The sequence below is a fragment of the Amycolatopsis jejuensis genome (assembly GCF_000717335.1).
Taxonomy (GTDB): Bacteria; Actinomycetota; Actinomycetes; order Mycobacteriales; family Pseudonocardiaceae; genus Amycolatopsis; species Amycolatopsis jejuensis.
The window spans coordinates 30,639-43,741 of sequence record NZ_JNYZ01000041.1 but is presented as its reverse complement, the minus strand read 5'-3'; the positions used below and the strand labels follow the sequence as shown (position 1 = coordinate 43,741).

The following is a 13,103-nucleotide window of genomic DNA, read 5'->3' as shown; positions in this document are numbered from 1 at the left end:
AACGCAACGGGAGTAGTGATTGGCAACCGAATTGCCTGGCACGCGCCGACCGGGCGGCCGGACGGAACGCACGCGCGTCGCCGTTTTGCGGGCAACGCTCGACCTGCTGGCGGAGGTCGGGTTCGGTGAGCTGAGCGTCGAGGCGGTGGCCGAGCGGTCGGGGGTGCACAAGACGACGGTGTACCGGCGGTGGGAATCGCGGGAGGGCTTGGTCGCGGCTGCGCTCGAATTGGGCGCGGAGGAACCGTGGAGCCCGGCGGACACCGGTTCATTGGCCGGTGACTTGCGCGAGATGGTGCTGGAGGTGGTGCGGACCTTCACGACCGCGGGGTCTCGGGAACTGCCGATGGCTGCGGTGCTGGCGGGGTTCCAGTCGGAGCGCGCGGCGGAGGCGTTGCGTGCGTTCTACCGGGACCGGCATTCGCGGGCGGCGGTGGTAGTGCAGCGGGCGGTGGCGCGGGGAGAGGTGCCTGCCGACACCGATCCGGACGAGGTGACCCGCTTGGCGTGTGGGCCGGTTTTCTACCGGCTGTTCGTGTCGCGTGAGCCGGTTTCGGAGGAGAGTGCGGGAATGGCTGCGGAGGCGGCGGCTATTGCGGCGCGGGCGGGGGTGCTGAGGGAGCGGGGGGTTTGAGGGAGCGGGGGGTTGAGGGTGAGGCGAGCGGCGAAGCGAGGCGCGGGCGGGGCGGCATAAAGCCGGGCGGCGTGAGGCAGATGGCAAGGCGAGCGGCGCGGAGCGGCGAACGGCGAAGTGAGGTGCGAGGGGCGAGGCACGGAGCGCGGGGCGGGGTGAGGTGCGAGACGCAAGGCGCGGAGCGCGGGGCGGGGTGAGGCAGATGGCAAGGCGAGCGGCGAAGCGAGTGGTGGAGTGCGGCGCGGCCTTCCCGAAACCCAGCGGGCTTCCCGAAAACGAATTGTCGCCCGACCGGGCCGCGGATCGTGCTCGCTGGAGCGCGCTCGTCAGCTCTGCCCGAAGCGAGCCGACCGTAGCTCGGCCTCGCAGCATCCCACCGGGGGGGGGAGCACCGACGACCAGGTGGCGGACCCGCCAGGCTGCAGCTCAGCCACGCAATGCAAGCCGGTACTCAAGCTCAGCCACGCAACGCAAGCCGGTACCGGACCTCTTCCAAAGTCACCGTGCTCAGGGCCTCTACTTTTGTTGTCCCGTCGGCGATCCAGCCTGCTCGTTCGTAGAACCTCCGCGCACGGGCGTTGGTCGACAGGACCCACAACGTCGCCTCGCGAAATCGCTCCGAAAGCAGCTCCACGCATCGTTCGTGCAAGATTCGGCCTGTTCCGCGGCCCCAGTGGGACGGCAGGAGGTACAGCGACGCTAGTTCGCCCGTCAAACCAGCACCAGCAACAGCACCGGCACCATCCTCGTCCCGGCTTGGGCCGAAAGCGGCGAATCCCGTGATGAGCCCGGCTGGGTCGGTCGACACCAGGACTGTGTGCTGCGCCGAAGGGTCGGCCAGGCGAGAAGCCCAGAAATCCGTACGAGAATCCACCGACAAGCCGGACAGGAAATCGTCCGGTAGCAGACCCGCGTAAGCCGCTTGCCAGGAAGCTACGTGGACCGCGGCGATGCCGGCTGCGTCACCCGGCAAAGCAGTGCGGATCAACTCTTCTCCAGGTACTCGGCCCGCTCCAGGTCGACGACGTCGGCCACCATTTGCGCCAGGCCGGGATAAGAACCGAGCGACGGGTCCCGCACGACGATTTCCTGTGCTTGCGTACGCGCTTCGGTGATTACGTCCTCGTCGCGCAGGAGGGACAGCAGCTTCAGGCCCGACCGCTTGCCCGACTGGGCCGCGCCCAGGATGTCGCCCTCGCGGCGTAGTTCCAGGTCCAGCCGGGAGAGCTCGAAACCGTCCGTGGTGGACTCGACGGCGGCCAGTCGTTCGCGAGTCGAAGTGCCGTCCAGGGTTTCCGTTACCAGCAAGCACAATCCGGGCACGCTCCCCCGGCCGACGCGGCCACGCAGCTGGTGCAGCTGGCTCACGCCGAACCGGTCGGCGTCGAGGATGACCATCGCCGTCGCGTTCGGGACGTTCACGCCGACCTCGACCACCGTCGTCGCGACCAGCACTTCCACCTTGCCTGCGCCGAATGCCTGCATGACGGCGTCCTTCTCGTCCGTCGGCATCCGGCCGTGCAGAGCGGCGATCTTCAAGCCCTGCAAGGCTCCGTTGGCCAGATCCGGCGCGATGTCCAGCACCGCGAGCGGTGGGCGCTTGTCACTCTTGTCCGACGGCGGTTCGTCGCCGATCCGCGGGCACACGACGTAAGCCTGGTGCCCCTTCCCGACTTCCTCGCGGACTCGCTGCCACACCCGGTCGAGCCACGCCGGTTTCTCCGCCACCGGAACGACCGTCGTCTTGATCGGCGAGCGGCCGACCGGCATTTCGCGCAGCGCCGACGTTTCCAGGTCGCCGTACACCGTCATCGCGACCGTGCGCGGGATCGGCGTGGCCGTCATGACCAGGACGTGCGGGCTCGTCGAATCGGAACCGCGCGACCGCAACGCATCCCGCTGCTCGACGCCGAATCGGTGCTGCTCATCGACCACCACGAGCCCCAGATCGGCGAACTGTACGGTATCCTGGATCAGCGCATGCGTACCGACAATAATGCCTGACTCGCCACTCACCGTGTCCAGCAACGCTTTCTTGCGCTCCTTCGCGCCCATCGACCCGGTGAGCAACGTGATCCGGGTGGCGTTGTCGGCGGCGCCCAGCTCGCCTGCCATCCCCAGCGAGCCGAGCATCTCCCGCAGCGAACGCGCATGCTGTGCCGCCAGCACCTCGGTGGGCGCAAGCATGGCTGCCTGCCGTCCGGAATCGACGACCTGCAGCATCGCCCGCAGCGCGACCACCGTCTTGCCCGAACCGACCTCACCCTGCAGCAGCCGGTTCATCGGGTGCTCGGACGACAGGTCCGCGGAAATCTCGTCGCCGATCGCGCGCTGACCTGCGGTGAGGTCGAACGGCAGGCGCTTGTCGAACGCGTCGAGGAGGCCGCCGTCGGTGTGCGGGCTCGGTTTCGCCGGGCGCGACACCGCGGAATGCCTTCGCTGCGCGAAAATCAGCTGCACGGCCATCGCTTCGTCCCACTTGAGCCGGTGCCGCGACGACTCCAGGTGCGCCCAGTCCTCGGGCCGGTGGATACCGCGCAACGCCCGCTCCAGACCGGGCAGGCCGTGCCGCTTGCGCAGGTCTTCCGGCATCGGGTCGTCGCCGACCTCCAGCACGTCGAGCACCTGCCGCACGCATTTCGCGATCGACCACGTCGGCATGCCTTGCGCTGCCGGGTACACCGGGATGATCTCGGCGAGGAAGTTGTCGACAGCCTCGGCTTCGCGTTCGGCGTCGAGGAGCTCGTACTCCGGGTTGGCCAGCTGCAGCGTGTCGCGGAAGGCGGTGACCTTGCCCGCGAACAGCCCGGTCTTGCCCGGCGCCAGCTCCTTCTCGCGCCACGCCTGGTTGAAGAACGCGCACGCAAGCCGCCGTTTGCCGTCGGTGATCACCATGTCGAGGATGGTGCCGTTACGGGATTTCATGCGCCGCTTGCTGATCTTCTCGATCCGCGCGAGCACGGTCGCGTGTTCGCCCAGCTCCAGCCCGGCGATGTCGGTGAGCTCGCCGCGTTCGGCGTAGCGGCGCGGGTAATGGCGCAGCAGGTCGGAGACGGTCTCGATGTCGAGCGCACCGGCGAGTGCCTTCGCCGTTTTCGCGCCCAGCAGGAGCGGAAGCTTGTCGCGCAGCCCGGCCATGTCTATTCGACCCCCATCAGCAGCACGGCGTCGGCCTGACCGCCGGCATAACTCGTCAACTCCACCTCGGGGTGCTCCAGCCGCAGTTGCCCGGCGAGCTCCGCGGCCACGCCGGGGGGCGCATCCGCGCCGTTCAGGACGGTGACCAGCTCGCCACCGAGCGCCAGCATCCGGTTGAGCACGCCGACCGCGGCCGCGACGAGGTTCGTCGCCGTCGCCGGGGCGGGCTCGATCAGCACCACCTCGTCGTCGACCAGGCCGATCACGTCACCGGACTGGGCCCGGCCCACCCAGGTTAGCGACTCCTCGGTGGCGATCCGCAGCTCGCCACGCCTGGTCGCGGCAGCGGCTTCGGCCATCGCGACGACGTCGTCGTTGACGCGGCGGTCCCCATCGTGCACCGCGAGCGCGGCCAGCACCTGCACCGGCGACGCGCACGGGATCACCACGACGTCGCGGTCACCGGCCATCGCGTGCCCGGCCGCGGCGTCGGCGGCAGCGGTCAGGTCCGGACCGCCCGGCAGCACGCTCAAGTGCTGTCCGGCGGCCTCGTTGAACAGCCCGATCATGTCCTCGACGCTGGGTGTTTCCCCGTCCGGGACCGCCAGCACGGCGACCCCTTCGGCCCGCAGCAGCTCGGCCAGCCCGCCGCCGCGCACCACCGCGACCACGGACCGGTCGAGGCCGCCGCCGGGTTCGATCGGGGTCGGCGTGATCAGCGGCTCGACGCGGATCTTGCGGGGACGGCCCAGCTGCAGCCCGGCTTCGATGGCCGCGCCGATGTCCGCGCAGTGGACGTGCACCGCGTGGCTGCCCGAACCGTCGCCGGCCACCGTGACGCTGTCGCCGAAGCCACCCAGCTCCTTGCGTAGCGCCGGGAGCCGCGCCTCGTCGACGCCGTCCAGCAGGTACATGACCTCCCACGCGTACGGCGCCTGCTCCAGCACCGGCGCGACGGCCACCTCCAGGTCGTGCCTGGGTTCGTCGGCCTCCCCGGTGATGACCCCGGCCAGCGCGTCGAGGAACGCGACGAGCCCGCGGCCCCCGGCGTCCACGACCCCGGCCTTCGCCAGGGCGGGCAGCTGTTTGGGCGTCTCGTCCAGCGCTACCGCGGCCACGGCGACGACCTCGCGCGCGACCTCCGGCAGCGTCCGCGTCTCGCCGCGCACCGCAGCGGCGACGGAGTGCAGCACGGTGAGCATCGTCCCGGCGACCGGCCTGCTGACCGCCCCGGTGGCGACCCGGTCGGCGTGCCCGAGCGCGGCGGCCAGACCGGCGCCGTCGAGGTCTCCGCCGACTGCCGCCCAGTCGGCCATCCCGCGCACGACCTGGGAAAGGATCACGCCCGAGTTGCCCCTCGCGTGCGCCACCGCGCCGCGGGCCAGGATCGCCAGCGCCTCGGCGGCGTCGGACGGTTCCGTGGCGGCGAGGGCCTCGTGCGCGCCGGTCATCGTGTACAGCAGGTTCGAGCCGGTATCGGAGTCGGCGACCGGGTACACGTTGATGCCGTCGATCGCTCTGCGCAGCCCGCCAAGGCTGCGCACGGCGGCCGCCGCCCAGGCCGACACCGCTGCCGCGTCCAGCACCCGCACCCCGTAACCTCCCGCTCGGTCCCCGCGAGGGTAACGACCCCGCGGCGAGCCCCCCGAAACCAGTCGTTACTATGGTCGAGTTGCCCGGCACGTTCGGGCGCGCATTCTTTGTCCCATATCCAGAGGAGTTCGACGTGGCTGCCGTGTGCGACGTCTGTGGCAAGGGACCCGGCTTCGGCAAGTCGGTCTCGCACTCCCACCGGCGTACCAACCGCCGGTGGAACCCGAACATCCAGACTGTGCACGCCAAGGTCGGCGTGTCCCAGCGCAAGCGCCTGAACGTCTGCACGTCGTGCATCAAGGCGGGCAAGGTCGTCAGGGGCTGAGCTTCCGAGCTTCATCGAAGGGCGAGTGCCGAGGGCACTCGCCCTTTTTCGTCACTTCAGGAAGGTCGTCAGGACTTCCCGCAGGGACTCCGGCGCGTTGAGGACACCGTGGTCCTGACCTGGGACCTCCTCCCACCGGCCATGGGCGACGGCGGTGGCCACGGCTTGGGCAGCGGCCTTCATCCACGCCTCCCCGGCGCCGCCGGACAGGGACAGGGCCGGGGCGGTGATCGCGGACAGGTGGTCGGCCGGGAAGGGGTTGCCCGGGCCGCAGATGGTGAGGTCGTACGGCAGCGTGTGCGCCAGGCCGGTGAACCAGCCCCACACCGGCGCTGCCTTCATCGCCGCCACGATCTCCGCCGGGGCGCCGGTGCCCTCGGTCAGGAACAGCTCAACAGCGCCGTCACGGTCGTCGGCGGACAGGCGGGCGTTCACGCGGTCCACGAGGTCCGGTGCGGGGCGAGGACGTGCGCCATCGAGGATGAACGGTGGCTCGTACACCGCGACTTTCGTGATCGGCAGGCCCCGCGCGGCCGCTTCCAGGGACAGGATCGCGCCGGACGAGTGGCCGAACACCGCGGCCTGCCCGCCGACGGTCTCGATCAGCGCGGCAACGTCGTCGATCTCGCGTTCCACCGAGTAGACGGGTGCGTCGCCGCTGTCGCCGCGGCCTCGCCGGTCAAAGGCGACGGCGGTGAATCCCGCGTCGGCCAGCACGGTGGCGAGGGCGGCGACGGTCGTGCGGTCGTTCACTGCGCCGCCGACCAGCAGGACCGGCGAGCCGGAGCCGTAGGTGTCGAACGCGATGGGGGTGCCGTCGGCGGACGGGACGGTGGCGGTCATGGCTCTCCTCCGGGGTTTCGGTGTTTCCCCGGGGTCGGAGCCGGACGGCCGGACCGGACGCGCCGGGTCAGGGCAGTTTCCACTCCACCGGCTGGGCGCCCTGCTCGGTGAGCAGCTGGTTGGCGCGACTGAACGGACGCGACCCGAAGAAACCGTTGCGCGCGGACAGCGGGCTCGGATGCGCCGACTCGATGCACGGCACCTCGCCGAGCATCGGCCGCAGGTTGCGGGCGTTGCGGCCCCACAGGATGGCGACCAGCGGACCGCCTCGCGCGGCCAGCGCCTTGATCGCCTGCTCGGTCACCTGCTCCCAGCCTTTGCCCTGGTGGGAGTTGGGTTTGTGCGGCTGCACGGTGAGCGACCGGTTGAGCAGCAGCACCCCCTGACCCGCCCACGGCGTGAGGTCGCCGGTGGCGGGCGCGGGGTGGCCGAGGTCGTCGGCGTACTCCTGGTAGATGTTGATCAGGCTCTTGGGGATCGGCCGCACGTCGGGTGCGACGGAGAAGCTCAGGCCGACCGCGTGGCCGGGGGTCGGGTACGGGTCCTGGCCGACGATCAGCACGCGGACGTCCTGGAAGGGCTGTTTGAAGGCCCGTAGCACGTGCTCGCCCGCGGGCAGGTAGGTGCGGCCTGCGGCGATCTCGGCGCGGAGGAACTCTCCCATTGCCGAGACCTGCGGGGCGACGGGTTCGAGGGCTTGCGCCCAGCCTGCTTCGACGATGTCGGCCAGCGGTCGTGCGGTCACGGGCCGCGAGCCTAGCGTGGAGTGGGGGAGGTCACCCGGGCGGGCCTGCTGGGGATTCCGTGAAGGGAACCATGAGGGAATCTGATTCCGTGAAGTTCCCTTCACGGAATGTTGCGATGGGGCACCCCGAAGCCGGAATTGTGACTACGGTCTGGGTGCCGGGGCCGGGGTGGGTGCGCGGGTGGCGGTCAGCTGGGTGGGATGGGTCAGATGGGTGGGTCGATGCGGCGGAGAGATTCGCGGAAACGTGCGCCGCGGCGGACGTAGGAGTCCACTACCGAGGCGATCTGCTCCGGGGTGAAGGAATTGTTCGGGCGGGTCTTTGCCGGTACCCCCAGCGCGATTTCGCCGGTGCTGACGTGCGATTCGTACGAAAGTACCGCGCCTGCGCCGACCATTCCGCCGTCTTCGATCACGGTTCCGTTCAGTACCACTGCGCCGGATGCGATCAGGCAGCCCGACCCGATTTTCGCGCCCTCGATGTGTACGGCGTGGCCTACTGCGGACGATGGGCCCAGGATCGTCGGGTGTTGCGAGGTGCAGTGGACGATGCAGCCGTCCTGGACGTTCGAGCGTTCGCCGATTTCGATGTACCCGTGGTCGCCGCGGAGGACGGTCTGGGGCCACACCGACGCGCGGGCACCGGATTCGGACGTCGCCGATGATGGTTGCGTCGGGGTGTACGTAGGCGTCCGGGTGGATGGTCGGGACCAGGTCGCCCAGCGCGTATAGGGCCAAAGCCGCCTCCGTCAGTCGCGTGCGAGATTTTTGCCGTAGTACCGGCTTTCGGGCGTGTCCGCGTAGACCCCGAAACCGGGGACCTCCGCGTAGCCCGACGAACGGTAGAGGCCGATTGCCTCCGGTTGTTCGGTGCCGGTTTCCAGTACGAGGCGACGGCGGCCCGCCTGCCACGCCGTCCGTTCCAGTTCCGCGAGCATCGCGCGGGCGAAACCCCGGCCCCGCGCGGATTCCGCGACGTACATCCGCTTCAGTTCCGCGTCGCCCGGCCGGAACGACGGCGCCGGGCCGTCGTGGGCGCGCCAGGCGCCGGATGCCACCGGGACGTCGGCGAGGTAGCCGACCAGGAACAACCCTTGCGGCGGCGTGAACTCCGCCGGATCCATCGGGGTGACGTCCTCGCTGCCGTAGCGGCGCACATACTCCAGCTGGACCTCGGCCATCAGCTTGGCCGCGTCGGGATGGTCGAAGGCGACGGCACGGATGTCCACCCGATCACCCTAATCGCGGACCGGCCTACTGCCGCCAGTGTTCCCAGCCACCCTCGTGGCCGTACTCCTTGCCGTCGACCGTGACGCCGGAGCCGGGCATGGTGACCGCGCCGATCTTGTGCCAGCCCTCGGGCAGGTCGTCGAACGGCGGGAACGTGGCGACCAGCGCGTGGTCCTCGCCGCCGGTCAGCACCCAGCGCAGCGGGTCCGCGCCCAGTGCGCTGCCGACCTCCTGCAGCCGCGACGAAACCTCGACCGACGCGGTGTCCACGTCGAGACCCACCTCGGACGCCGCAGCAAGATGCGCGAGATCGGCGAGCAGCCCGTCGGACACGTCCATCATCGCCGTGGCGCCGGCCAGCGCGGCCTGCGGACCGGCGGCGTACGGCGGTTCCGGGCAGCGCTGCGCGTTCACCACCCCGACCGGCGACCGGAACCCGCGGCGCAGCACGGCGAGACCGGCCGCGGCCCAGCCGAGCCGTCCGCACACGGCCAGCACGTCACCGGGTCGCGCGCCCGCCCGCGTGACCGGTTCGCGATCTTCGAGGTCACCCAATGCGGTGACGCTGATCACGAGCTGGTCCGCGCTCACGAGGTCACCGCCGGAGACGCCGATGCCGACCTTGGCCGCCTCCGCCCACATCCCGTCCATGATCTCGGTCACGACCTGAGCCGGGGTGTCGGCCGGACAGGCCAGCCCGACGAGCACCGACGTCGGTTTCGCGCCCATGGCCGCGATGTCGGCGAGGTTCACCGCGACGGCCTTGCGCCCGGCCTGCTCCGGGCTCGACCAGTCGAGCCGGAAATGCACGCCGTGGACCAGGACGTCGGTGGTGGCGACCACGCGGCCGTCCGGCGCGGCGAGCACCGCCGCGTCGTCGCCGGGGCCCAGCAATGTCGACGGCGGCTGCCGCCGTCCTTCCGTGATCCGCCGGATGAGGCCGAACTCGCCTGTCCCGGCCACCGAGTGCTCGTCCGGTGACACCGGTCACCTCCCGTTTCCCTCACCTGTGCCGGATGGCCCCCGACAATCGGATCCCCTAGGTTTTTCCCGGGGCCGGCGCTACGTTTCCTACACCGCCTACCCGTTTCCTACCCCGACTCGTAAGCCATCGACGAAAGGGCACGCCGTGGTCCACGCATACATCCTCATCCAGACCGAGGTCGGCAAGGCCGCCGCGGTGGCTGCGGAGATCGCCGGGGTCCCCGGGGTGACCAGCTCCGAGGATGTCACCGGCCCGTACGACGTGATCGTGCGCGCCACCGCGGAGACGGTGGACCAGCTGGGGCAGCTCGTGGTCGCGCGGGTGCAGAACGTGGACGGGATCACGCGCACGCTGACCTGCCCGGTGGTCCACCTCTGACCCGTGGTCCACTGGTGCGGTGGCAGACACCGACACCGGGGCGCCTCCGAAGGTCGTCCTCGTCACCGCGTCCGTGCTGGTCGCCGTGCTCGCGGCCGTGGTGGCCGTCGTCGCGCTGACGAACCGCTCGTCCGGCGAGGACGCGAACGGACCGCTCGCGCTCGTTGCCGTCCCCGCGCCGCAGTCCGGCTCGGCCGACTGCACGAAGCTGATCTCCGCGGTCCCGGCGACGCTCACGTCCAACGGCAAGGAAATCTCCCCGCGCACGCTCGCCGAACCGGCGCCGAAGGCGACCATCGCCTGGGGTACGCCGGACCCGATCGTGCTGCGCTGCGGGCTCGACCGGCCGCCGGAGCTCACGCCGACGTCCCCGCTGCGGGTCGTGAACGGTGTGCAGTGGCTGCAGGTCACGCAGGACGGCTCGGCCACCTGGTACGTCGTCGACCGCCCGGTCTACGCCGCGCTCACCGTGCCGGACAGCGCGGGGACCGGTCCGCTGCAGGCGATCTCGGACACGGTCGCGGCGCAGCTGCCGGTGAAACCGGTCAAGTAGCGCCGTTTCCTTGCGTGGCAAGGGCAGTCAGCGCAGGCCGGTGCCGCGGGCGAGCGCCGTGTCGACGAGCGTGGCCAGCAGCGTCGCGTAGTCCACGCCGGTGACCTCCCACATCTTGGGGTAGGCGGACTTCGTGGTGAAGCCGGGCATCGTGTTGACCTCGTTGATCACCAGGTCGCCGGTATCGGTCACGAAGAAGTCGACGCGGGCGAGGCCCTGGCAGTCGAGGGCGCGGAAAGCCGCGACGGCCATCGCGCGAAGGCGTTCGGTGAGCGCGTCGTCCAGTTTGGCCGGGATGTCCAGCTCGGCGTCCTCGCCGAGGTACTTGGTTTCGAAGTCGTACCAGGCATCCTCGCCCTCGGCGAGCACGCGGATCTCCGCGGGCAGCGACGCCTCGACGCGCCCGTCCGGGAACTCCAGCACGCCGCATTCGACCTCGCGTCCGCGCACCGCGGCCTCCACGAGCACCTTCGGATCGGTGCGCCGGGCCAGCTCGATCGCGTCGTCCAGCTCGGACCACTCGGCGACCCGGGAAATCCCCACCGACGAGCCGGCCCGGGACGGCTTCACGAACACCGGCAGCCCCAAGCGTTCCCGGTCTGCTTGGTCCACTGTGGACTGTCCGCGGCGCAGTGCGGCGTAGCTGCCGACCGGCAGCCCTTCCGCGGCAAGAAGCTTCTTCGCGTACTCCTTGTCCATCGCCGCGGCGCTGGCGAACACGCCCGGGCCGACGTACGGGATGTCGGCGAGTTCCAGCAGCCCCTGGATGGTGCCGTCCTCGCCGAAAGCGCCGTGCAGGACCGGGAAGACGACGTCGACGGCGCCGAGCACCTCGGTGGCCTGACCGGGGTCGATCGTGCGCAGCTCGCGGGTGGTCGGGTCGCCGGCGAGCACGAGCGCACGGCCGGATTCCACCGACGGCAGCTCGCGGCCCTGGATGCTGAGCTGCGCGGGATCGCCGGTGCCGAGCACCCAGCCACCCTGGGGGGTGATGCCGACCGGGAGCACCTCGAAGCGCTCCGGATCCAGGTTCGCGATCACACTGCCCGCGGACAGGCACGAGATGGTGTGCTCGCTGCTGCGCCCGCCGAACACGACCGCCACCCGGATCTTCTCAGCACTCATAGCCGGTCACGGTACCCGGTGGCCACCGGCCGGGCCGCGCGCCCGGGGGTCGGCAGGCGCCTCGCGGTGCCGACCGGAAGCGGCCCCAATGTGGCATTGGGTGCATGCGACGCACCCAATGCGGCATTGGTTGCGTCAGATGCAGCGAATGCCACATTGGGGCAGTACTCAACGGAACAGCTCCACCAGCGTCGGCACCGCGGCAATCAGCGCTTCCCGTGAGCAACCCGCATACCCCAGCGCGATGCCATACGCAGTCGGCGTACCGGCGAAATGGCGGGAAAGGCCGTCCAGCCGAATGCCGTGCCGCTCGGCGGCGGTGAGGAAATGCGTCTCCGCGTCAGCAGTATCGGCCGGGACCACCAGGTGCGCACCGGCGTCGTCACCGAGGAGGGGGATTCCCGCCCCGGACAGGGCGGCCGACAGCAGCGACCGGCGTTCCGCCATTTCCCGGCGCAGCTTCCGCAGGTGGCGGCCGAGGTCGCCGGTCCGGGCGAGTTCCACGAGGACCCGCTGGCCTGCCGGGGACGGGCGGGTGCCGGTGAGATCGCGGTACGCCAGCACGGAATCGGCGACCTCCGCGGGCGCGACCAGCCAGCCTGCGCCGAGCGTGGGCGTGAGGATTTTGCTCGTGGTCCCGAGGTGTACCACGACGTCCGGGGCGAGCGCGGCCAGCAGCGGCAGCGGGGCGACGTCGAAACGCAGCTCGCCGTCGTAGTCGTCCTCGATCACCAGCATTCCCTCGGCGCGAGCCCGTTCCACGAGCTGCACGCGCCGGGCCGCGCTCATCCGGCTGCCCATCGGGTACTGGTGCGCGGGCGAGCAATACACCGCCCGCGCCCCGGCCGGGATGGCGTCCGGGCGCAGGCCCTGCTCGTCCACCGGCACGCCGACCACGGTGATCCCCGCCTGCCGGAACGCTTGCACCGCGCGCTGGTACCCGGGTTCCTCGAACGCGACCACCGACCCGCGCCGCACGACCGCGGCGGCCAGTTCCACCACTGCCGCCGTGGTCCCGCCGGTGGCCAGCACCGAACCCGCGGCCAGACCGCGGTGGCGCAGCAGATGTTCCGACACGGTGGCGCGGTATTCGGGCAGCCCGGCGCGGTGGGCGCGGGTGAGCGGGTCCGGGTCGGCGGCCGCGCGCCACGCTCGCCGCCACGCTGCCCGGTCCAGACCAGCGGCCCACGGCGCGCCCGGCGTGAGGTCGAGCATCGGCGCCGTTTCGGCTTCGGCGAGGAGCGAGCCCGGGGCGGAAACGGAGGTCGCGGCGCGGGTCGGCGGCGTGGTGACATAGGTGCCGGACCCGTGCCGCCCGGCGATCCAGCCCTCCGCGTGCAGCTGTTCGTACGCGGCGGACGTCACCGTGCGGGACACGCCCAGCCGCTCGGCCAGTGCGCGGGTGGACGGCAGCCGGTCGCCGCCGCGGAGGTGTCCCCCGGCGGCGGCCTCGCGCAGCGCATCGGCCAGCTGCACGGCCAGTGGCGTGGCCGTTTCGCGGTCGAGGCGCACCGGCAGCGCGGTGTCGGCGTAGGACACAGGAGACCTCCGTCA

Annotated in this window: 13 protein-coding genes and 1 pseudogene; 4 read left to right on the top strand and 10 right to left on the bottom strand. The window is 71.0% G+C overall.

Annotation, left to right across the window (positions count from 1 at the left end):
* Positions 1-19: 19 nt before the first annotated feature.
* Complete coding sequence (locus OO71_RS39975) at positions 20-634, top strand: TetR/AcrR family transcriptional regulator (protein WP_033295263.1); 615 nt, start codon at positions 20-22, stop codon at positions 632-634.
* A 457-nt stretch (positions 635-1,091) separates the two neighbouring features.
* On the opposite strand, the gene OO71_RS39970 is transcribed toward OO71_RS39975, so the two are convergent.
* The 3 genes from OO71_RS39970 to OO71_RS39960 all read right to left on the bottom strand — a co-directional run bounded on the left by OO71_RS39970 (position 1,092) and on the right by OO71_RS39960 (position 5,364).
* Positions 1,092-1,508 (bottom strand): GNAT family N-acetyltransferase, encoded by a 417-nt coding sequence (locus OO71_RS39970; protein WP_281178527.1) that lies wholly within the window; start codon positions 1,506-1,508, stop codon positions 1,092-1,094.
* Positions 1,509-1,618: 110 nt separating this feature from the next.
* Positions 1,619-3,772, bottom strand: coding sequence for an ATP-dependent DNA helicase RecG (gene recG, locus OO71_RS39965; protein WP_033295261.1), 2,154 nt, complete (start codon positions 3,770-3,772; stop codon positions 1,619-1,621).
* Between the two features lie 2 nt (positions 3,773-3,774).
* Positions 3,775-5,364, bottom strand: a complete 1,590-nt coding sequence (locus tag OO71_RS39960) for a DAK2 domain-containing protein (protein WP_033295260.1) — start codon at positions 5,362-5,364, stop codon at positions 3,775-3,777.
* A 134-nt stretch (positions 5,365-5,498) separates the two neighbouring features.
* Between OO71_RS39960 and rpmB the strand changes: the two genes are divergently transcribed.
* The gene (gene rpmB, locus OO71_RS39955) at positions 5,499-5,690 is read left to right on the top strand and encodes a 50S ribosomal protein L28 (RefSeq protein WP_003091970.1); all 192 of its coding nucleotides are present in this window, start codon (positions 5,499-5,501) and stop codon (positions 5,688-5,690) included.
* A 51-nt stretch (positions 5,691-5,741) separates the two neighbouring features.
* On the opposite strand, the gene OO71_RS39950 is transcribed toward rpmB, so the two are convergent.
* The 5 genes and pseudogenes from OO71_RS39950 to OO71_RS39930 form a co-directional block, all read right to left on the bottom strand.
* Positions 5,742-6,533, bottom strand: coding sequence for an alpha/beta fold hydrolase (locus tag OO71_RS39950; RefSeq protein ID WP_033295259.1), 792 nt, complete (start codon positions 6,531-6,533; stop codon positions 5,742-5,744).
* 67 nt (positions 6,534-6,600) lie between these two features.
* On the bottom strand, positions 6,601-7,278 hold the full coding sequence (locus OO71_RS39945) for a uracil-DNA glycosylase (RefSeq protein ID WP_033295258.1): 678 nt from the start codon (positions 7,276-7,278) through the stop codon (positions 6,601-6,603).
* A 206-nt stretch (positions 7,279-7,484) separates the two neighbouring features.
* Positions 7,485-8,016: pseudogene (locus OO71_RS46795) on the bottom strand (gamma carbonic anhydrase family protein).
* 11 nt (positions 8,017-8,027) lie between these two features.
* Positions 8,028-8,507 (bottom strand): GNAT family N-acetyltransferase, encoded by a 480-nt coding sequence (locus tag OO71_RS39935; protein WP_033295257.1) that lies wholly within the window; start codon positions 8,505-8,507, stop codon positions 8,028-8,030.
* A 25-nt stretch (positions 8,508-8,532) separates the two neighbouring features.
* On the bottom strand, positions 8,533-9,492 hold the full coding sequence (locus tag OO71_RS39930) for a thiamine-phosphate kinase (protein WP_033295256.1): 960 nt from the start codon (positions 9,490-9,492) through the stop codon (positions 8,533-8,535).
* Positions 9,493-9,637: 145 nt separating this feature from the next.
* On the opposite strand from OO71_RS39930, the gene OO71_RS39925 reads away from it, so the two are divergent.
* Together OO71_RS39925 and OO71_RS39920 are read left to right on the top strand one after the other, a co-directional pair.
* Positions 9,638-9,871 (top strand): Lrp/AsnC ligand binding domain-containing protein, encoded by a 234-nt coding sequence (locus tag OO71_RS39925; RefSeq protein WP_033295255.1) that lies wholly within the window; start codon positions 9,638-9,640, stop codon positions 9,869-9,871.
* A gap of 19 nt (positions 9,872-9,890) precedes the next feature.
* Positions 9,891-10,424, top strand: coding sequence for a DUF3515 domain-containing protein (locus OO71_RS39920; protein WP_033295254.1), 534 nt, complete (start codon positions 9,891-9,893; stop codon positions 10,422-10,424).
* 27 nt (positions 10,425-10,451) lie between these two features.
* On the opposite strand, the gene OO71_RS39915 is transcribed toward OO71_RS39920, so the two are convergent.
* Positions 10,452-11,549: a D-alanine--D-alanine ligase family protein gene (locus OO71_RS39915; protein WP_033295253.1), complete on the bottom strand. Its 1,098-nt coding sequence runs from the start codon at positions 11,547-11,549 to the stop codon at positions 10,452-10,454.
* 168 nt (positions 11,550-11,717) lie between these two features.
* Positions 11,718-13,088: a MocR-like pyridoxine biosynthesis transcription factor PdxR gene (gene pdxR / locus OO71_RS39910; protein ID WP_033295252.1), complete on the bottom strand. Its 1,371-nt coding sequence runs from the start codon at positions 13,086-13,088 to the stop codon at positions 11,718-11,720.
* Between the last annotated feature and the right edge of the window lie 15 nt (positions 13,089-13,103).

Excerpts from the sequence above, each read along its gene's own strand:
- recG (WP_033295261.1), bottom strand. The coding sequence starts at position 3,772 with ATGGCCGGGCTGCGCGACAAGCTTCCGCTCCTGCTGGGCGCGAAAACG.
- OO71_RS39950 (WP_033295259.1), bottom strand. The coding sequence starts at position 6,533 with ATGACCGCCACCGTCCCGTCCGCCGACGGCACCCCCATCGCGTTCGAC.
- OO71_RS39915 (WP_033295253.1), bottom strand. The coding sequence starts at position 11,549 with ATGAGTGCTGAGAAGATCCGGGTGGCGGTCGTGTTCGGCGGGCGCAGC.